Consider the following 21,655-nt stretch of genomic DNA (forward strand, 5'->3'; position numbering starts at 1 on the left):
GTGAAAAAATTAATGACAATTAAAACGTAGGTGCGTCTATAAATGCCAAGCCCGCCTCGTCTTTACCTGATAGAGAAGGCTTCTCACCATTTACTAATGGCCAGTCAATATTTAACGTTGGGTCGTCGTACTTAACTGATATTTCAGATTCCGGATGGTAATAGTCTGTGCACTTATACACAAACTCGGCAGAATCACTGGTTACGTAAAAGCCGTGAGCAAAGCCGGCAGGTACCCATAACTGGCGTTTGTTCTCAGCTGATAACGTCACCCCGACCCACTTACCATATGTAGGAGAGTCTTTGCGCATATCTACGGCTACATCGTACACCTCACCGCTGACTACACGTACTAATTTGCCTTGGGTTTGCTCCATTTGATAATGAAGGCCGCGAAGAATACCTTGGCTAGATTTAGAATGGTTATCCTGAACAAAGTCTACATCTGCACATTCTTTCTTAAACCAGTCGGTGCGAAAGGTTTCTAGAAAAAAACCACGCTCGTCACCAAATACTTTAGGCTCGATGATTTTTACATCAGGGATGTCTGTTTTAATTACTTGCATTTACTTTCCGTACAAATGTGCAAATGAATATAAGAAGAAAGGTGGCAATGCCACCTTCTTGAACTTAGATATAGATTAAACTTTTACTCTGTCCTTTAGAACTTTTAGAAGGTAATCGCCATACCCACTTTTCTTAAGTGGTGCGGCCAACTTTTCAAGCTGCTCAGCGTTGATATAGCCCATTCTATAGGCTACTTCTTCTGGGCAACATACTTTCAAGCCTTGGCGTTTTTCGATAGCCGCCACGAAGTTTGCTGCATCGAGTAGAGAATCAAGCGTACCTGTATCCAACCATGCTGAACCGCGCCCCATTAGCTCTACTTTTAAACTGCCATCTTTAAGATACAGGTTGTTTAGGTCGGTAATTTCAAGTTCTCCACGAGGTGAAGGCTTCACTTCTTTAGCGAAATCCACTACGCGATTGTCGTAGTAATAAAGGCCTGTTACCGCATAGTTTGATTTAGCAACGGCTGGTTTTTCTTCAATAGAGAGAGCATTCCAGTCATCATCAAAATCTACCACACCATAGCGTTCAGGGTCGTTAACGTGATAACCAAACACCGTTGCACCATGCTCTTGCTTAAACGCATTCTGCAACGATAGTTTTAAGTCGTGGCCATAGTAGATGTTGTCACCCAAAATAAGTGTGCATGGAGAACTACCGATAAAGCTTTCGCCAATAAGAAATGCTTGAGCTAGACCATCGGGCGATGGTTGAGCTGCATATTGAACATTAATACCCAAGTCACTACCGTCGCCGATAAGCTCAATGAAACGGCGCTGCTCTTCTGGTGTGGTGATAATTAAGATATCGCTTATCCCAGACATCATGAGTGTAGCCAAGGGATAATATATCATCGGTTTATCGTACACCGGCATTAACTGCTTGCTCACCACTTTCGTTAATGGATGCAAACGAGTGCCCGAACCACCGGCTAAAATTATGCCCTTCCGTTTCATACTTATTCCTTTTTAGTTTTCTTTAATGACTTCGGCCAAGCTATTGGCTAACTCAGAAGCAATTCCCATATCTGTAGCTTCTATCATCACACGAATTAACGGTTCTGTTCCAGATTTTCTGAGAACGAGTCGCCCATTTTCACCTAAAGACTTTTCTACGCGACTGACTGCATCTTTTACTACACTCAAATCAAGCACTGAATCTAGATCGTTATGACGAACATTGATTCGTACATCTATTCAACTAAAAACCTCGTACAGTTAACAGAGGCTCAAAAAGTTCTAACGCAACATGTCGTTAAAGAACTCAATATAAGGAATACTATGATCTGGAAGAATTTCAGCAATAGTTGGAGGCTTTGGCTCGCCCGTTTTTCTCTTCGCGTTTATATATTCGAGAACTGAATCCTCGAACTTAGGAGCTTTGACTACAAAACGTGCGTTAGTTTGTAAGCATAAGCAGTCTGGCCTAACAGCTTCAATTACGTCATGATCTATATTACCAGCAGTATGAACGAACACGATGTTTGTGTACAAACGGGTTAAGTAGTCAAACATCGTGTAAGAAGAAGACGACCCAAATACTAAGAGCGTTTCACTAAGTAAAGCTTCCCGGTTAAACATGCAAATAACTCTACCAAAGTTATCTATATTATTGTCATATACAATCTTTTCCCTGTAATTATAGCTAGTAAGCCTATCTTCTTCGTGTAATTGAGCAGGGAAAAGTTTTGAGCCCAAGTCTCCACTTAATCTTTTTGTTTGATAAACATCAGAATTAAAGATATCTAGTTCGCTGACAGGTTTACGTGAAAGTTTGCTTGAAACCAGTTGCGAAGCGAGCCTAGCTCCATGAACACTCCAATGGGTATCACAAACTCGAAATGACCGACGATCTAGCTCTCTCAATTCTTGTATGGGCAGTACGAAATTAAGAGCATCCGGAATTAATTCAGTAAGTTTCCTAATAGGCGCTTGTTTAGAGAACTTATATGGGTAATATTGTTGGTAGACCATCTCTTTTGAAGGTGCAACCAGTAAACAAACAGGTAACTTTCTTGAAAGAGAATAATTAGTTAAAGAACCTAAGTATTCTTTCCATTCTGCCCTTGCCGTGCGTGACAACCTAAACTTACCAGTGTGTTGTTCAATACTTTTATTTGTATCATTATCTAGAAACAGCCACCCGTTCTCTCCTTTAAGTATTTGAAACTTTCCCTCTATCGCACCCGTTAAAATTTGAATAAATCGACCGTCTTTTACAACACAGATAGAGAAGGAAGAATGCTTAAGTTTAACCTGCTGAGAAAAACCACAATGGAGATTAGGGTGCTCTTCGGGCAACTCCCCTAGAATTTTTGAAATAACATCAGGCCTAGCGCGAGACAAAGTTAAAGGAATAACATCACAACCATTTAACACAACAAGTGATATGGGTGAGCCACTTTCCTCTAAAAACCACCCCTGAAGTAGCAACCCTTCATTTTTCAAGAGAGAACCATCAATATTCTGCCCTTGTACAGGAAAGTCTAAATGCCAGCGAAACTGCGTTTCATCATCTGGGCCCACCCTTTGCGTACTAATTGAATAAACTGCCACTACAGTTCCTTGCCATAAAACATTACAGATAATCCCCAACTAACTCGTATTCTTCCTGAAGATAAGGTTCCAGGCGACGAATACTAGTAGGTATACTATGACCCATATTATTTCTTCTATTAACTTGCTTAATTTCTAGTTCTAAATCTAATAACGCAGAAAGTTTATTCAACCCCTTTTCGTAACGATGCTTGGATCCCACGAAAGCAAAATCGCTTATTGGTACATTTCTAAAAAAATTACTATAGGCACGAGTGAACACTTTTACTGCATCTTCGGTAACTAGATCATGCACAATACTCGTTTGAGATTTAAAGTTAGTGTTTGGTAAAGCTGATTTTAATAGGTGATACTGGGGATGCCTTGTCCCTATTGACATGAGATGGCCAACTAGTGACCATAACCGCTCTAGAGGATCGCGCACCCATACCGCCCTCTTTGCAAAAGGAAACATCTGTTCATGGTTAATGTGAGGTTTAAAATGCCCATGTAATATTGCAGCTTTGGCGGGTAACCAAACTGCCTCTCCAGCCGACATTTCAGATGCACCTGTATTATCATAAACACCGTATACTACTCTGTTCCCTAATGACTGCTCGAAAGCAACTCTCAGTGAACTTCCGGCGGTTTTCGGGATATGATGAGAGAGAAAAGTCACACGAGGGTGAGGAAAACTTCGCGAGTACATCGAAGGCGACACCAATCGCTCTAGTCTCCAAAGTGGATGTATCCGATAAGACATAAGTTACTAACTTGCTACGTTATTTGGCATTACACCACAAAATTTTCTGATATTAAACGCTTAGTTCCAGTTACATCGTAACTCTTGTAGAGTAACAGTAATCTTGCGTTCCTAAATGTGATTATTGCGGTATTTAAAAGTTTTCTAGGACAATTCTCTGATAAACCGTCAGCTGAAAAAGCCTAAAAGTAAAGAATATCAATATCTACTGCAGTATGACTTTCTCAACCATGGCTTTTACTGAACTATTAAAAGATGACCGAGAAAATAGTGAATCAGCTCGTCTTTTAGCATTCTCGGCATATTTAATCAGCATTGTTTTTTCTTCAGATAATTTTTTCAAGTTTTCTGCGACTTGCTCGACATTTTTGAATGGTACAAGAATACCGCTCGATTCATCTACAAGCTCCTCGATAGCGCCCCACTGATAACCAACAACCACTCTTCTGTGGATCATTGCTTCTGCAGCGGTCCTGCCAAAAGATTCTTTAAATGACGACAAGCAAAGTACAATGTCATTATTTAATATTTCAGTACTCACCTTCTCAGTATATCCTCGAATACATACATTATTTGAGGTGAAACGCCTACTCGCAGCTTCAACTTCTGAGGTAACAGGACCATAAAGCGAGAAGGTTATTTTACTGTCTACGCACCTGCTGGCTATTTCAAAGAAATCTTCGACACCTTTTTTAGGCAAGTTACTACTCAACATGCAAACTTTTAAGGGTTTAGATGTATCGATAGCTGGGGTTACTGTTGAAACATTTACAACATTATAAACAGTATTGCATTTACCTTTAGCGTCTAGCCACTCGGCAGTAACGTTAGAATTAGCGACTAAGTGAGTAGAAACCCTGCAGATGCGTTCGCGAGTTTCTTCTTCGTCCTCACCAAGAACATTCCGGATATGCTCATCAAACTCCGGCAACTCCCTGACGTGTGTAATCGTTTTTACATTTGCTTTGGCAGCTGCACAATAGGGCTCGAAAAGCATGATAGTATTAACATATACAAGCTCTATGCGACTTTGCTTAAAATAGTTGCTGAGATATTCCACCTGCATAGCGCTGGCGTCTCTCCCTTTGCTGAACCAAATTAGGGGGATAAAGATTAATCTAACAGCGTACCGTTTTAGTTCATTTATATAACTTTCATTCAAAGCGTTGGGAAGAAAAATATGTAGACAATACCCGCTTTCCGATAATGCCTCAGCTATGTCCAAGAAGCTTTTTTCTGCACCAAAAATATCTTGGGACACACTGTGTGCAAACAATGCAATTTCCCTTTGAGAGTTTTTTGAGTCGCCATCCAGAGTTACTGGGTGCTCGAAAGACCAAGAGCTTTTCAACGCGTGCCATGTTGGAGAGTCTTGATTCCGCAGCTGAAATTTTAACCGGTAAGCGCTGGGAACAAATAATGGATTTGGAGACAAGTCCAAACTCTCTCCCAGTGACAGGTAATGGTCGTAAATACTCCCCCCCATCTTGTTTACATTTGAGTAACTGCTTAAATACCAGCTATTGTTAAAAGCCCGATACCACCGATGCAAGTTCTCATTATGCAACGACCTCGCCCCCTTGTTTGGGCAAAGCTCAAGAGGCACTGGAAATAAACTTCTTGTTAAATCAAACTTAATTGGGGTTGGTGCATTCCTGTGCCACATTTGCGCAAACGCCAAATGCTCCTGTCTCGCCCCGCCAAATTGCGTTACCAAATGCGTAGCGGAACTTTGTGTTAGTGAAGTCTCTACAACCCTTCCAAAGGATAAAGGAACATCAGGAAGAACCTCGTGCACACTATCATACCCAAAATTTGCAATGAGCCTATGGTAAAACTCCGTATCTGCACCCGCTTTTAGTTCATCCCACATTCCAATATCGTCAAAAACACTTTTTTCGACCATTAGCGAGGAGATGTTTCTATAGATGAGAGAACCATCAATTCTCATTTTAGTAAATGACAAATCTTTAGTACATCTAACCCAGTGAGAAACCGTAGCCTTAATTTTGCGTTTGAATAAAAACGGTAAAACTTGCTGCTCTATTTTCTCTGGGTGTGCCCAGTCATCTGCATCCATGACCGTTACAAAGTCACCAGATGCTATAACAGCTCCTTTGTTTCTAGTTGGGTAGGCCCCTTTGTTTTCATCGTTTTGATATACGAAGAGGTTTGGTTCTTCGTTATATTCTTCCAACACTTTCAACGTATTGTCTGTTGAACAATCGTCAATCACTATTATCTCTATATTATCCCAGCTTTGCGCTAACAAAGCGTCTAGTGCTGTTTTTATAGTTTTTTCAGCATTAAATACTGGAACAATTACAGATACTTTCTTTGGGAAAAAAGTTTTGAGAATACGTTGTGCAAACTTTGTTTTCTGCTTTTTCGCAATAATGCGATCGATATTAATTTCGCTGGCGGTTGTCTCGATAGATGCAAGGTCACAAGAACGATATATTGAATTTAGTTGTTCTAGCTTACAATCTTGAGCTTCTAACATTTGTCTAGCTAGTAGTTTAGAGTTAGATTCTACCCATAAAGGATGCTCAATTAACTTTCTAGCCGAGTTTAATTCTTTACTTTTGAGATGTGACTCAAAGCACAATAAAAAAAGTGAAGTAGAGTCAAACAGTTTTGAAGCTACATCTATATTTAAAACAACTTTTTCTGCATAAGACCGTGCTTCAGAGTACTCTAAACGAAATAGAGAAAATTCAGTTAATACCTTTTGCGCGTATACACCATTAACTTCCGTTTTCTTAGAATACTCAATTAGTTTATCGAGAAATTGCTTGTGGCCTTCTATGTCGAGGGCGTTCGCCCATAAGTCGCGCTCAATAGAAAGTGAAGGCAACTCACAGGGAATTCTTCCCTCTCTCCTACCATGTTTTTCAAAATGGATAACAGGATCAATACCGGCTGCTGCAACATCCGGATAGGTTTCGAGATACCATTTTTTATCTACGTAAAATGAATAGGTTTGCTTACACATTTAATGTTAGATCTTTTAGCAGGATAATAGCCCAGCAATATTTTTTGCGACTTTCTCTTGGCTGCAATTGTCCACGACAAAGTTATAGCCTTTTAGGGCCTGCGCTCTGTACTTCTCTGTGCTGTTCCACATTTCTAAAACCATTTTTTCTACGTCTTTCTCTAAGCAGTAAACAGCCGCATCACCAAAAATCACTTCATAACTGTGAGGCAAAAGAACAACACGCCCATGTGCCATTGCTTCCATTATATTTCTGCCGAATTCTTCTATGTAATCTTCATGAGTAAAGTGTAAAAAGAAATCTAATTCGCTGATGAAAGTATCAACCGCTACGGAGTCAAACTCTAATACAGACCAGTTTTTGGGTAATGTTTTTAACATCTTTTTCGGTGTTTTAGCCCCACCTAAAAGTTTTACAGCTACCTGTTTACTGTTTGCACAATAAGCTGCTTGTAGTTGCTTAGGTTGCGAAGGCCACTTTGTCCAATGGTCACGGCTATGGCGCCCTAGAATTATTTTCCTTTCGCCCCCAAAGTTTTCAGGTAGTTCAGGTGTTTTGCCAACTAGACTTTTAGAGTACGGTGGGTACCAAACTTGGTCATGAAGATGTTGCCCTCCACCAGCCATTTTCATGGTTTTATTTACAATAGGTGAAATTGGGATCCAAGTAGGCTTCTTATTGAATAACTTGACACACAGTTGGTTAACTTCGTCTTCGTTATAGTAATGCGGTTCTTGACTCCATAACTGCATTGGAGATTGATTAATAAGTATTCCAAGCTTTTCACATTGAATTTTAGGAACAGCGTCTATTTCGTACTTCAATATTGGCGGGTGATGTATAATAACTAAATCTGCAGATATTTCGTCTTCATGAACAAGCATATCGACGTTATCTTTATAAGTAAGTTCCGTATATTCATTAGCAATATCGGCAAGCTTCAAATCATACCTTGGCCAGTGGAAAAGCCCCACTCTGAGACCTGACTCTAAAGCTGCTGCTATATAACCCTCATTACACCTTCTTGTACCACCAAGAAGACTTAAATCAGATATTATGACCAGATCATAATGATTATTTATCGGCCAATTATTTGGCGCTAAACCAGCGGGGATCGGGAATGGTCTTTTTAAGCTTGTTCTTTCAGTAATAATAGTTTCGCTATCATCTTCAACCTTATACTCTTTCCAGTAATTAGCTTGTCTAGAGTATTCATGGCGTATACCGAAAGTTAAGCTATTCAAACTCGTTTTTGCATTTTGAGTTAAGGAGTTTTCATGAACTAAAAAGAATGATAAGGGCACGCCAGTCAAAATATCTCGAACAGATTCTTTGCCCCAGAGAATTCTAGCTCTTTGAACAAATTCATCATCAGCGTTAGCCGAAACACCATCCCATTCACCCAAAGCTTTCAAGTCGCTTGCTCTTATAAGCACTGATGGGTAACTTCTATGAACGTACTCAAGGTTATTTCTTTGTGGCCTAAGCATAAAGCGCATGTCTGGCAAAACTCTCGCCATCATTGAGCAAGTCACTTTTAACCTGGGGTTGCTAAACATCGCTCCTAACTGAATTTCAAGCATTTGAGGGTGAGACCAGTCATCACTATCGTGGACTGTTATAAAATCACCTGTTGCAAGGCTAAGTGCTTTATTTCTAGTGCCATAAGCCCCTAAGTTTTCGGCGTTCTCAAAAACTTTGAGTCTAGTATCGTTTTCCGCTAATTCGTTTAGTATCTCAACAGAACGATCTTTACTGCAATCATCTACAGCAATAATTTCTATGTTCGACCAGCTTTGCTCCAATAACGAGTTGATAGCAACCTTAATGTAGTCCTCAGCATTATATACCGGCACAAGAATGCTGACTTTGGGCCCATTGCTAATTGGTATAAAACTTTTCTCTGCTTTCAAATTACCAAAACTCATTCCTTTGCTAGCATCGTTGAAGCTAAGTGGGGCTAATGAGTAATAATTGTAAATTTCGTTGATGTAAGAAAGTCTTTGCTCTGCCGGTAATTCTTGATTCGATAACGCACAGACAAAGTCACTGTCAAATCTATATTCTAAAGATGGCTTGATGAACTTAGAAGCCTCTTCATACTTACCAAGCTTTTGCAATGCCTCAACTAACAACAGTTTTGTGCGCTTTAAGCGATAAGCCTTTATATCCAACTTACGAATCTTTCGTATGTTTTCGACTGTGCAAGTCCAGTTGCTATTCGTAGCATGCCAGCGAGCTAGAACATATATTGCAGCTACACGTTCTTTCACCTGAACAGCAGAATCATCAGCTATTTTAGCCAACTCTGCAGAAGCATACTGGCTAAAGCCGCCCCATAACTTTTTACTGAGATCAGCTACCTGAGTAGGGGCTGTTTTGAACCTAGAAGTAATTTTTTTAGAAGAGTGCATCAAAGAAGGCAGAGGCAATCTGCCTTCCGTTCGTCCATACTCGATGAAATGTAGCAGCGGATTGATGCCCGACTCCTTAACATCTTGGTAATAGTCTATATACCACTTTGAGTCGAACGCTTCACTAGGATTGCGACCTTCATTCGCACCATTTTTAAGGTAATGTTCGATTGGGTCCATACCAGCGATTTCTACATCTGGATTTTCGCTCATATACCAAGAAGAATCAAAAAGGTTTGAGCGCTTTATAAGCTCTATTTGCTTTTTTGTAACGTTTCGCTTAAACGGAGAGCTTTTTTTAAATGCTTTGAACATTATGAGTTTCCATGTTTCAGTAAAAATGTACGACACACCTACTTAATTTATCAGTAAAACGAAAAGTTTTTGTTAGGTCGATACATCTTCAATTTATTTCATTACTACTTTTTCTACATTTTAATTGGAAACGGACTTGTTTCCTTGTAAGTAAATTCGTTGGTATCTATTTCGAGAGTATCGTGTAGGCTTTTCAGCAATCTACTCAGAAGGCACTGAAATAACAGATATTTGAGCCAAACAGAAAAGTTGTAATGTTTGTCTTACCTTTAAAAATTGTAGCTATAAGGCCTTGTTACTCTTACTAGGTGGGCAGTATAACAGCAATTCACTCGTAGCAAAAAGAACTGTTAATTTGGAAGTCATTCGCTGGCGGCTTGGTAGACCTAATTGTACAGTGAATGCCCAATTTTAGAAGATCATTTCTCACTATGCGTCTACCTTGAAATAGGATGGAGATTCTAGCATTCCGTAGGCACCTAGTGTCATGCGCGGTCCAGTATCCCTAATGACCTCACCATGAACTCCAAAAGCCAGAAATCCATATAGAAAATTAGACATTACCAGGTGTTAGGAGGGATTACAGGACATACACGTTCTTCCATTGCATAAACGTGCCTGTTTTAACAAACAGGCACTTTAAATAGTGAAAAATAATCCGATCGTGATTACACGGTAAAATTAAGAACCGACATGTATAAATTAGCAACACTCTTTACATGCCTTTCTGGCGCAAAACGCCATGACATATTGTTTGCCACGTCATCCCTAACACCTACATAACGCTGAGATAGCTCGTCTACGTTATCAAATTCATCTTTAAATTTTTTGGCATTAACATTTTCGACAAGACAGAATGGAGAAAGCTGCTGGAGTAACTCTTTATGTCCTCCCTCAGAAGAAATGATCATCGGAGTACCCAACATACCTGCTTCAACTATTGTACGTCCCAAAGGTTCATTTTTAGCGGTAGAAACTAATACATCTGTTCCCGATACAATTCGCAAGGCATCATAACGATAACCAGCAATAATGAAATTTTTTGAAACCTCTGATGGTAAATACTTACGTTTTAAATCATTAATTTCACTACGAACCGTTAACCCAAGACAAATGAAATAATGACGCTTATCAGATTTTATAGACTTTGCAGCTGCCTCAAAAAACATATCCCAACGCTTTCTTTTATTACCATTTGCAATCATAGTAAATACTTTGGCGTCTAATGGAATATCAAACTCTTTTTTTAGCCAATAACTATCTTGTTTACGATCATAAACTCCATCAATAGTAATAGGATCATCTACTACTATAACTTTCTCTCTGATACTTTCGGGTGCACGATCTCTAACAAACATCGTAATAGTCAGCACCATTTCGGCCGCAAGTAAAAACTCTTCAGCTTTAGCTGGATGCTGAAACAATCCTCGCTCGTGCCATACGTGAATAAATCCAAGTTTTTGTTTCAAGGCCCCCCAAATTCTATGCATACCAGCATCATTTGTATGGATAGTACCAATAGACTCTCTTATTAAATGTCTCTCGACATCAGTAGAATGATATAAAATTTCTTCAATAACAGAGTCGTCAAATGGCGCTCTTTTATCGATAGTTGGCAACTCAATGACAACGTAATCTAAACCTAGGCGTGTAATGTAATCAACGGTGGGACCATCGTTATCTATAATTACGACAATTTGAAAGCCCATTTGTGACATTTTCACAGCCAAATCAAGAGCTGATAAATCGGCGCCGCCGGGTCTAGCCTCTTCCCAGTTTCCACGCTCTCCTTTTCTTCCGGAAATAGGGAAGCCAATTTTTTTCATCGATGAGTAATTCACAAAAATAAAACCTCAATAATCTCAACTATATGCAAATATCCAAATATGCATACTAAAAAATAAAAATTTAAAATTTACACTTTAAGTAAATTCAAAATAGCGAACTTCTGATTCTTCGCAACTTTTCGTCAGCTTACTTTATTTAAAAGTATATACCCTATAACTATCTCTTGCCTTTTTAGGAAAGGCAGCAAAGGAATAATTAGAGTTTAAACAATTAATATTTCAGGATATTACGTCGGGCTAATATGTTGATACCGAAATCAGAAAACCAAACTTAACAATTAAACTAGTTACAAATCTTGTGAAGTTTTCTTTTGCAACTCGGAAAGAAAAAATTTGTATGTTTCAGCAGTAAAATGAAAAGGCGCCAACCCCCACTTATGGTTAGCATCTGCTTTTATTATTCCTTCAGGATACTCTATCATTGCGTGACGCCCGAAAGCGTCTTCTAACTTGAGGTAGGCCTCTCGCAAATATTGATTTTTTTCTGCAATATTCGATGAAGAATCTATAGAGTGATCGCCTGTTGGCTGATAATACACGCAATTAACAAAAATTTTGTCTAACTTTAGCTCATAACAATGCTGCTTAAGACGTCTTAAGCCAGCTTCCCATAAACTTTTAAATTCGCCAGAAGAGCTTTTTACTATACGTCCCTCTTGACGTTGAGAGTTCATTGCTTTTTTGTACTCAGATGAAATAGTATGTGATGAATCATCATCAAACAATTTCAGATTAAATCTGTCATCAATTAGGTCAATAACAAAAATGTCATTTTCACTTTCTTCTAAACTAAGCCAAAATCGCTTTGTCATGTCCCTTTCTACCATTCTCTTTTGAAAAGTAGATTTAATATTATCTAGTAATTTTGAGTCTTTTCTGCTTTTAGTTGCCAATGACGCTAAGCTGGTTCTTGCCGTATAGTCAACTAGCTCAAAATCCGTTGCTATTTCAAATGCATCTCGAGTTACACAACTACCAAGAATTCGTACTTTTTTCATTTTAAAAAACGCTATAACATTAACTTCTTTTTCATTTTTAACATCTCATTACGTTAAATGTAAATAAAATCTACATTCTCAATTCAACTTGGCAGAAATTAAGAAACTTGTAGTTATCAACCATACCTAGCTTCATTAACTCCTAAATGAACCCTGTGCCTTCACCGAGTACACTAAGTCCGCATCACTACCGTGCGTCAGCTAATGAAAACGACAAAACTGGGTATGACGTTTCTACTCTCGGTAACAACAGTTACTTTACGCTTCAAGCGAGGGGTAGACTTTTGTACTGCATTTCGGAGGCAAAAATTTGGCCGCTCTGGCTTATTATTTAACCTCTGAAATTATCTTGATTATCTAAAAACCATTGAAATGAATGAGCCAAACCTTCTTCTAGGTTATAAGTATGCTTCCAACCAAGGGCGTGTAGTCTAGACACATCCATTAATTTACGTGGGGCGCCATCAGGTTTCGAAGTATCCCACACAATATCGCCAGTAAAACCCGTTACCTTAGCAACAGTTTCAACTAACTCTCGGATTGTACAATCTTCGCCCGTTCCAACATTTATGTGGCTAAGCATTGGCTGAGTGTTGGCTTGATACGTATCATTATCAAGCTCCATTACGTGTACGCTGGCTGCGGCCATATCATCTACATGCAAGAACTCGCGCATTGGCGTGCCGCTGCCCCAAGCAACCACTTCACTATCGCCTCGCTGTGCAGCTTCGTGAAAACGGCGAAGTAACGCTGGAATAACGTGTGAATTTTCAGGGTGAAAGTTATCATTAGGGCCATACAGATTTGTGGGCATTACAGAGCGATAATCTCGGCCATATTGTCGGTTGTAGCTTTCGCACAACTTAATACCAGCAATTTTAGCAATGGCATAAGGTTCATTTGTCTCCTCTAGCGTGCCGGTTAACAATGCTTTCTCGGTCATCGGCTGGTCTGCTAACTTAGGGTAGATACAACTAGAACCTAAAAACAAAAGTTTCTGCACGTCATAGCTGTGAGCTGCATGAATAATGTTAGCTTCAATCATTAAGTTTTCATAAATGAACTCAGCCGGATAAGTGTTGTTTGCGTGAATGCCACCTACTTTGGCTGCAGCGAGATATACTTCATCTATGTTGTTTTCAGCAAAAAATGTAGATACAAAGGCTTGACTGGTTAGATCTAACTGAGAGCGCGTACGCGTAATTAGTGTGACGTCATCACGCTTTTCTAGTTGCCTGACAATGGCAGCGCCAACCATTCCTCGATGGCCTGCGACAAATACTGTTTTCATTTCCACTTCCTAAACTAGAAAAAGCCTCTTATGAGGCTTTTACATCAAAGACGTTTTTAAATCATTACTCTTTAGCAACTGCTACTGAATAACCATGCTTTTTTAATAGCGCATGTTGCTGCGCTTTACCAAGATCGTGTGCCACCATCTCTGCACACATTTCTTCCACGGTAATTTCAGGAACCCATCCAAGCTTTTCTTTTGCTTTGGTTGGGTCACCAAGAAGTGTTTCCACCTCTGCTGGGCGGAAATAGCGCGGGTCAACTTCCACAATAATATCGCCTACTTTCACACCCGGTGCAGTTTCGTTGTCTACCGCTGTTACGGTTGCGACTTCTTTTACACCTTCACCACTAAACTCGACGGTAATGCCTGCTTCTTTAGCCGACATACGTACGAATTCCCGAACCGAAATTTGCTTGCCAGTCGCGATCACAAAGTCTTCGGGTTTATCTTGTTGCAACATCATCCACTGCATACGTACGTAGTCTTTTGCGTGGCCCCAGTCACGAAGTGCATCCATGTTGCCTAGGTAAAGCTTTGACTCAAGTCCTTGTGCAATATTTGCAATACCGCGTGTAATCTTGCGTGTTACGAAAGTTTCGCCACGGCGTGGAGACTCATGGTTAAACAAAATACCGTTACATGCATAAATACCGTAAGACTCGCGGTAGTTAACCGCAATCCAGTATGCGTACATTTTCGCCACCGCATACGGAGAACGAGGATGAAATGGCGTTGTTTCCTTCTGCGGAATTTCCTGCACTTCACCGTAAAGCTCTGAAGTAGACGCTTGGTAAAACTTAGTTTTCTTTTCAAGCCCCAAAAAGCGAATAGCTTCTAACAAACGAAGCGTGCCCATTGCATCTACATCTGCGGTGTATTCTGGTGCTTCGAAAGATACAGCCACGTGTGACTGTGCACCAAGATTATAAACCTCGTCCGGTTGAACTTCCTGCATTATTCGGATTAAATTCGACGAATCCGTCAAATCACCATAATGCAAAATAAAATTCGCGTTTTCTACATGCGGATCTTCATAAATGTGGTCAACACGCTCCGTGTTGAATAAAGAAGCACGGCGCTTGATACCGTGCACCTCATACCCTTTTTCCAACAGAAATTCGGCTAGATAAGAACCGTCCTGGCCGGTTACACCGGTAATAAGTGCTTTTTTCATTTTAATGGTCCAAATAGTTTTCTAATTCTGTTAGCAACAGATCAGTATACTTTTTCTTATCATAATGGTGGTCAGCTTTTTCTGAGTTCAATAAATCGTTAATTACTAATCCATTGTCCCCTAGACAAGCCTCGTCTAAGTTTAGATATGAGTATCCTGACTTGATAACCCATTTCTGCATTAAAAGGTTAAACTTCACAGTTAGGTGAGTTCGCTCTTCTTGGGTTGCTTTAATTGAAGCTCTTAATTGCGCAACTTCACCCTCTTTGCGATCATCAGGTATAGTCGGAAGGGGGGCACTAATGACAATCAAATTGTCACAATATCTTTTGACGTAATTAATAAATTCCTGATATTTGAGAACTACATCATCGAATATAACATTTACATCTTCGTTGTATTTTTGAGCTCTAAACCAGACTATAAATCCTAAATCAACCTCTCCCAAGAGTATCAATATAGTATCTCTCTTCTTATCACCCAATTTATCGATAAACAAAGGCATTGCTTGTGTTTTTGAATTAGGGTTTTGCAAGCCGGAAATTGTTGCACCGACTACAATCAAAGAGTCCCAACTATATTTACAAAATTTTTTTTTAAACCGCTGACTATGCTCAAAAGTAAGAGCGTGAGAATCACCTAAAACTAACAATTCTTTCACTTAAAAATCCACCTAAAGTAAATTCTCGCTTCACTCAAATCTATAATTAAACCGTAGAACATCTTCTGAAAAATATTCTTCAATTAACTTTATATCTTCTGCTGTATAAAATAATCTATAGTCATCGCTCGTAGACTTATTTACGTGAGGAATCTGAAAATCACTTTTTAACCCAAGCGTTTCACACAACTCTTGAACGCAGTAAGCCAGATTTTCCACATGACCCAAATAATCTAGAATCTGCTTACCCTTTCTATCGAAAACATATCTGCTTTGTGGATAAAAATGAAAATTATTCCTCAATCTTAAACTTGGAAAATCACGACAAAAATCAGAAAAACAATCAAACTTTTTAACCACCTTTACAATGTGTGCGTTATATTTATAGTGTATATGATTTTCGTCCATTTTATAAAAGTAATTGTACAATGAGAAGAAACGCGCCCAAGGATTTCTTACAAACCCGAACTTGAAATATTCTACAGCCCCAATTTCGGTAATCTTATCTTCGATTAAACCATTAAACGGATGAATTTTTTTGCTAGCTGCTTGAACAATAGGAGTTCTATTTAAGCTAGAGCCCGCCGTTTTTGGAATATGTATAAACAATAATTTATCAGTCATAACTCTTGCTCCAACATCTCTAATGGAATCTTTATATTATAGCTTTCATCACCTTCTAACAGAATGTGCTTATAATTAAAAGCGTCTTTATGCTTATTTTTGAATGAGAAATCAGGCCTATTGTTAGGACAAAACTCTATAATTTTGCTTTCTCTCTTACAGAAAATAGTATTGACTAAAAGAGATCCATGTGGAGCAACAACGCAATTGGCATTTGAGAAATACTGGTAAATCTTTTCTAAAGGCTCTGTTCCGTCAATTATTACAAACCCCTTACCTTTAAGGTACTCTTGTACCTCATTATCATTAATGACGCCTCTTGCGCCCTTTTTAATACCGTTTCTAGAAAGGTATATTCCTGGAATCGAATTATTACTTTCACCAAAAACGGATCTATATCCACTCATGAGCCAGTCATAACTCTCAGCTGTTAAAGTGGTATACATTGCGGGGTTTATCCCTACGAATAGATTAGATACTCTGACTAACTTTGTTAACTTAGAAGCACTGAACACAGTAGAAAAAGCATAACCACATGCATTAATATGTTTGTCAAATTCTACAACCCTTTTAAAATCACTGCATAATAACTTCGGGTTACTAAAACTGACATCTTTCCACTGATACAATCTCTGCAAAGAGTCATGTAAATGCCCATATGGATACCAACCAAACGGATGGATGAGATATATAACTTGCTCATTTGCGTTGAATGTATACGCTTTGTCGTAGTCTTCATCTGTATACTGAGAGAGCCTTTCTAAATGTGCTTGCTTTCTAGTTTCTACAATATTGTCCAATTCCTTCGGGTTATCGAAGTATTTCCCCTTTATCGGAGGTCCCCAGTATAAAACTTCATACGCTAACTCCCAGATAGGGTGCTTGTTATTGTCCAAGATAAGACCTGATTTTAAGTCAATGTATACATCACTCAATACATATTTGTGATACTTAACGTTAGTAAAGTTCCTATTTGACTCAATAAACCTATCAGAATAGCCTTTCATTTATATCCTTACCTTAAATTTAGCAAAATAGTCGTATAGCTTTATTATCTCTAAACTCCGCATTTTTACGTCTTCATGTCTTAAATTACTGAGGTGTTGAAATAGATCAGAATCAATTCCCTTCTTATAGTAAATACACAAGTTTAGAAGCTTTTTCCCAGCAGCAGATTTGAATATTTCTAAATCGTCAGAAAAAATAACAGGGATACTTCCAACTGCTATTGACTCCCAAAAACGCAGCGTGTTAGGTCCAGCACCCTCTGGGCACAATGAGAATTTAGAATCAGAAAGTATTGTGTTGTACCTGAACGTTCGCTTGTGGTGCTCATCAATATGATGGGACTCTATTTCTTTGTTTAGCACTTGCTCTTCATAAACAACTTTGTTGAAGTGCCATTCATTCCCTAAGTCTACCAAAACATCGTCTTGTCCATAAGCTTTTGCAGCTTCGAACAATTTGATTCTGCTGTCGTCGCGGTAGTGTTTCATATGAGCACCAATAAATGATGCTAGCAGATTTCTTTCCGACATGGCCTTGCGTTCCATGCCTTCATTTCTTTCTGGTGTTTCATAGTTAACGGCAATTAGCGTCCAACCATGCAAGGCTAAGTTAGTGCCAACTTCATCTTGAATGGCCTCACTTTTAGAGTCCTTGTGGGATAAATAGAAGTCTGTTATCCCCAACCACTCTGCCTTTTCGAGCATTCTTACCCAATGTATATGCTGACAAACGCTGTGTACTTTCAGGGTATAACCAAAACTTGCAACCAACTCGCGGTAGCTACTTAGTAGGCTTTTAATTTTGTTTAGGTATTCGTCTGGAAATGCTTTTTTATCTACATAAGTTGCCCAAGGTAACGGAACGTAAATATTGACTGACTTACTTTCAACATCAATATTATCACCTGCTTTCATAGCAAGATGATTTTCAAATGCTTGCTTTTCGGTGGCGCATGGATATTGCCAAAAGTTAATATCACGTTTATCAACAGGCTTTAGGTTAATTTCGTTAACATACGTATCAAGCACAGGTGGTATAAACCCCGCCAACGTATATAACTGCTTATTTTCATTATAAAGCTTTTCTGAAACTGAGTGCCTGTGCGTAATGGTGTAAAGATTATTAAAGTAAAAGCTACCTTTGTACGCAATTAGACGATAGGGATAAGAACTCACCTGTTCTGCATCTCCTTTTTTAATAGCATCTAAAAGCTCGCAAGGCTCAACTAATTTTAAGGCATTAAATTCTATGTTCTTGGGCTTGCCTTGTTCCTCTGCAGCCTCTTTTTGCCAACGTTCGAGTGTCTTGTTTATCTTAACACCGTTAATCTTAGTATCTGCGCGTTTAATCCAAACATCAAAATCGAGTGTTGCTTCAGCATTAACGCCTTCGCCGGGGTGAACATAAGCAACGCCGCCTAAAATACGTTCATCCATTTTCTTGTGATATGTACGCATTTGAGTTTCATGAGCATGAATGCTTTTTACATAATCAACAGGGTTAAATACTTTCCATCCAAATACAGCAAACAAATAGGCTATTTTGTTATCGCAACGTGGAACTCCCATAGGAAAGTCTAACTGGTGCATTAGGCTATCGGATAGTTCATCCATTACATTTATCGCCCAAGTATCTTGAGACCAATGAGGGTTTGGATGCTTAGAAGTCTCCCCTCCCAACAACTCCCATCGCGAGAGTGCTAGAAAAGACTTTGGTTCAGACAACACAGTGTTTAGTTTATCTAATGAGTCGTCAAAATATATGTCTGAATTACATAGAACAGAGATACCCTTAACGCAGTATTTCTTTGTAAGTTCTATCCAGAATTTATAGGTCACACGCTTATCGACATAAATAACGTCTAAGTTAGGTGACTCAACTGGGCAAACACTATCGTCATCAATTAGAACAAAAAGCCTATCAATTAATGAGTTATTGGCATTTTGTCTAAGGCACATATCAATTTCGGCCTGGCGCTCTGGGTCTCCGCATTCATAATACGGAAAAAACACGTTAATCACTCTTATAATTCTCCAATGAACGATAGTTAAAACGTTTTGCAATCATTGCGTAATATTCTGAACTAGAAAACTCATTTAATTCTTCGGTAGTGAGATCTCGTCTTGGTCTTTCCTCGATGACGTCACCAGAACGTCCACTATCGCCTGTTACTTTGAAAAGGCTAAACGTATCGATAAAACTATCGTTGAATGTTAGTTCCAATGAGCCCGAAATTTTCCTCATTTCTTCTATCGGTGATTTTACAAAATCTTCATATTTGAAAACTTGGTTATCATTGTACTCTGAAACAAATGCCCAAATTCGTTTGCAATACTCATCGAAGGTTTTGGGTTCGAAATGCACCCAGTTATTTTTTACCAGTGAAATATATGAATCAATTGGATCTCTTAGCGTTACAACTCTCAGAAGTTCAAAATCATCCGCTAATAGTCTCGCCACCGTTGAACACTGACTGTAATCATTGCCTACACAAAAGTCCGAGTGAGTGTGGTCTCGAATCACTAAAGTACCCGAATAATGTGTTAAATGTTCATATGTATCTGTAATATTTGATTTGAAAAGCTTCCAAGCTAAGTTTTCAATATTCGGAACATTCGCATACCGAGCTTGAGTAGTAACGTCTGATGGCAAGAACTTTGGTTTGCCGCCTCCCTGATGTAAAACTGTAGTAGGGTGAAGCTCACTCAATAAATGTACATTAGGGAGTGCTGCTAGGCATTTTGAAACCAAAGTCCCGCCACTACATGCTAAATGATGGACAATGCGTAACTTTGGTTTTGAAGCGCCCTGTTTAACAACTTGATTGCAGCGCTCTAATAAGCTAGTCACCGCATGAAAATCGCTTTCATTTTGTGTGCTATCTTTTGCTATAGCATTGTCATAGCTATTAATTAGCTCTAGGGTATTGCAAAGTGCTTGCTCTAGCGCTTCGATGTCTTGCTTTAAATTACTCACTTTTTCTACCTAGCAACTCCGGGTGTTCTTTTTCTAGCTTTTGATAAAAATTTGCGGCCTGCTGCAGCTTTTGATGCAATTCACCTATTAGAGATTTTAACGCATCTTCGCTGGCCACCTTTTCATCAAACTTGTGTCTTAGGTCATCAAGGTCAACTTGTAACTTCAAATTCTGTTTACCTAAAATTGAAATAGATGCTGTTTGTTGAGCTACTTGTTTAAGGAATTCTTGTTTTTGACGTAATAGTTTGGCCTTTTCATCATCAAGTTTTTCAAGCGTCGAACTCATGGAATTTGTACTGCGTTCATGCTCTGCATGGACCTTAGCTATCTCTGATTTTAATTGCTCGCTTTCCTTTACATGCTTTTCTTGCGCTTCATTTAATGCAGCGTCTCGCTCAATCAGTAAGCTATCTTTTTGTGCTATTTCTGACTTTAAATGCTCTACCTCATTTGCATGCTTTTCTTGCGCTTCAGTAAATGCAGCGTCGCGCTCAATTAGTAAGCCGTCTTTTTGTGCTACTTCTGACTTTAAATGCTCAAGGTCTTTTGCATGCTTTTCTCGCGCTTCAGTAAATGCCGCGTCGCGCTCAGTTAGTAAGCCGTCTTTTTTTCCTAACTCTGACTTTAAATGCTCAAGGTCTTTTGCATGCTTTTCTTGCGCTTCAGTAAATGCAGCGTCGCGCTCAAGCAGTAAACCGTCTTTTTGTGCTATCTCTGACTTTAAATGCTCAAGGTCTTTTACATGCTTTTCTTGCGCTTGGGAAAACGCGGCGTTGTGCTCAATTAGTAATCCATCTTTTCGCGCTACTTCCGACCTTAAATACTCAACCTCTTTTTTTAAGTTTTGATTTTCTTGTTTGCTCTCTTTTAGAGATTTACCTTTACGATCGAGTTTAAACTCAATTAATTGAATGTCTGGGTCAGCATCATTAACACTTTCTACATTGAAAAACTCGTCAAAGAGAAATTCTACAACTTGATTCTTCTCCCATGCGCCTTCAAACAAAGAGTCTACACCACAACTTATAAACAATTGCTCAAAGAAATGTAAAAGACCCGTCTCTTTAAGCTCTAACAAAACGCTACCGCAAGAATCGAGTAGGTCTAGAATGAGAATATTATTATTTTCCGGATGAACTTCGTTCAGTACTTCACTAACACTGAGTGCTTTAACACTTACCGACTCTTCAAGCTTAAGCCCTGGAAATAGCTCTAACAAAGTCGTAGGCTTGCCTTTCGCTGATAGAGAATGCTCGTTATAAATATTGAACTGTGAAGTTTCCTCCCCGCCTATCCCGATACAAGCATTTATGACGCATAAGTTTTGATGTGCGGACGCCAAACTTCCAAGGCGATTACAAGCTTCAGTTCGTGCGTCTACTAAGACAACTTTACCGTAATCATCAAACTCTATTTCTGGACAACTAGCAGTACCGGCACCTAGCCAATAAAGACAGGATATTTTTTGATGCACTA

General features: G+C 39.1%; 17 protein-coding genes. All 17 read right to left on the reverse strand.

Annotated features, from left to right (window positions below):
* Positions 1-19 precede the first annotated feature (19 nt).
* The 17 genes from rfbC to PCAR9_RS17460 all read right to left on the reverse strand — a co-directional run bounded on the left by rfbC (position 20) and on the right by PCAR9_RS17460 (position 21,653).
* Positions 20-565 (reverse strand): dTDP-4-dehydrorhamnose 3,5-epimerase, encoded by a 546-nt coding sequence (gene rfbC / locus PCAR9_RS17380; protein WP_179984695.1) that lies wholly within the window; start codon positions 563-565, stop codon positions 20-22.
* 75 nt (positions 566-640) lie between these two features.
* Positions 641-1,525, reverse strand: coding sequence for a glucose-1-phosphate thymidylyltransferase RfbA (rfbA, locus tag PCAR9_RS17385; protein WP_179984696.1), 885 nt, complete (start codon positions 1,523-1,525; stop codon positions 641-643).
* Positions 1,526-1,537: 12 nt separating this feature from the next.
* On the reverse strand, positions 1,538-1,765 hold the full coding sequence (locus PCAR9_RS17390; protein WP_332066661.1) for a hypothetical protein: 228 nt from the start codon (positions 1,763-1,765) through the stop codon (positions 1,538-1,540).
* A 42-nt stretch (positions 1,766-1,807) separates the two neighbouring features.
* Positions 1,808-3,124, reverse strand: coding sequence for an alginate O-acetyltransferase AlgX-related protein (locus PCAR9_RS17395; RefSeq protein ID WP_179984697.1), 1,317 nt, complete (start codon positions 3,122-3,124; stop codon positions 1,808-1,810).
* Between the two features lie 22 nt (positions 3,125-3,146).
* The gene (locus PCAR9_RS17400) at positions 3,147-3,662 is read right to left on the reverse strand and encodes a hypothetical protein (RefSeq protein WP_179984698.1); all 516 of its coding nucleotides are present in this window, start codon (positions 3,660-3,662) and stop codon (positions 3,147-3,149) included.
* Between the two features lie 409 nt (positions 3,663-4,071).
* Positions 4,072-6,861: a glycosyltransferase gene (locus PCAR9_RS17405; RefSeq protein ID WP_179984699.1), complete on the reverse strand. Its 2,790-nt coding sequence runs from the start codon at positions 6,859-6,861 to the stop codon at positions 4,072-4,074.
* 15 nt (positions 6,862-6,876) lie between these two features.
* Positions 6,877-9,591 carry a glycosyltransferase gene (locus PCAR9_RS17410; RefSeq protein ID WP_179984700.1) on the reverse strand — a complete coding sequence of 905 codons (2,715 nt, stop codon included), beginning with the start codon at positions 9,589-9,591 and terminating at the stop codon, positions 6,877-6,879.
* A gap of 668 nt (positions 9,592-10,259) precedes the next feature.
* Complete coding sequence (locus PCAR9_RS17415) at positions 10,260-11,417, reverse strand: glycosyltransferase (protein WP_232091245.1); 1,158 nt, start codon at positions 11,415-11,417, stop codon at positions 10,260-10,262.
* 308 nt (positions 11,418-11,725) lie between these two features.
* Positions 11,726-12,436 (reverse strand): DUF6270 domain-containing protein, encoded by a 711-nt coding sequence (locus PCAR9_RS17420; RefSeq protein ID WP_179984702.1) that lies wholly within the window; start codon positions 12,434-12,436, stop codon positions 11,726-11,728.
* Between the two features lie 331 nt (positions 12,437-12,767).
* Positions 12,768-13,727: a GDP-L-fucose synthase gene (fcl, locus tag PCAR9_RS17425; RefSeq protein ID WP_269475072.1), complete on the reverse strand. Its 960-nt coding sequence runs from the start codon at positions 13,725-13,727 to the stop codon at positions 12,768-12,770.
* A gap of 64 nt (positions 13,728-13,791) precedes the next feature.
* A complete protein-coding gene (gene gmd / locus PCAR9_RS17430; protein WP_179984704.1) occupies positions 13,792-14,907 on the reverse strand; it encodes a GDP-mannose 4,6-dehydratase in 1,116 nt (371 codons plus the stop codon).
* A 1-nt stretch (position 14,908) separates the two neighbouring features.
* A complete protein-coding gene (locus PCAR9_RS17435) occupies positions 14,909-15,568 on the reverse strand; it encodes an SGNH/GDSL hydrolase family protein (protein WP_179984705.1) in 660 nt (219 codons plus the stop codon).
* Positions 15,569-15,598: 30 nt separating this feature from the next.
* Positions 15,599-16,192 carry a sulfotransferase family 2 domain-containing protein gene (locus tag PCAR9_RS17440; protein WP_179984706.1) on the reverse strand — a complete coding sequence of 198 codons (594 nt, stop codon included), beginning with the start codon at positions 16,190-16,192 and terminating at the stop codon, positions 15,599-15,601.
* Positions 16,189-17,199 (reverse strand): glycosyltransferase 61 family protein, encoded by a 1,011-nt coding sequence (locus PCAR9_RS17445; RefSeq protein ID WP_179984707.1) that lies wholly within the window; start codon positions 17,197-17,199, stop codon positions 16,189-16,191. The genes PCAR9_RS17440 and PCAR9_RS17445 overlap by 4 nt, the downstream gene beginning before the upstream one ends.
* Positions 17,200-19,221, reverse strand: a complete 2,022-nt coding sequence (locus tag PCAR9_RS17450) for an exostosin domain-containing protein (RefSeq protein ID WP_179984708.1) — start codon at positions 19,219-19,221, stop codon at positions 17,200-17,202.
* Positions 19,214-20,176, reverse strand: a complete 963-nt coding sequence (locus PCAR9_RS17455; protein ID WP_179984709.1) for a sulfotransferase family protein — start codon at positions 20,174-20,176, stop codon at positions 19,214-19,216. The genes PCAR9_RS17450 and PCAR9_RS17455 overlap by 8 nt, the downstream gene beginning before the upstream one ends.
* Entirely contained in the window at positions 20,169-21,653 is a 1,485-nt protein-coding gene (locus PCAR9_RS17460; protein WP_179984710.1) for a coiled-coil domain-containing protein, read from the reverse strand. The genes PCAR9_RS17455 and PCAR9_RS17460 overlap by 8 nt, the downstream gene beginning before the upstream one ends.
* Positions 21,654-21,655: the final 2 nt, after the last annotated feature.

It is taken from the genome of Alteromonas macleodii (genome assembly GCF_903772925.1).
GTDB lineage: Bacteria > Pseudomonadota > Gammaproteobacteria > Enterobacterales > Alteromonadaceae > Alteromonas > Alteromonas macleodii_A.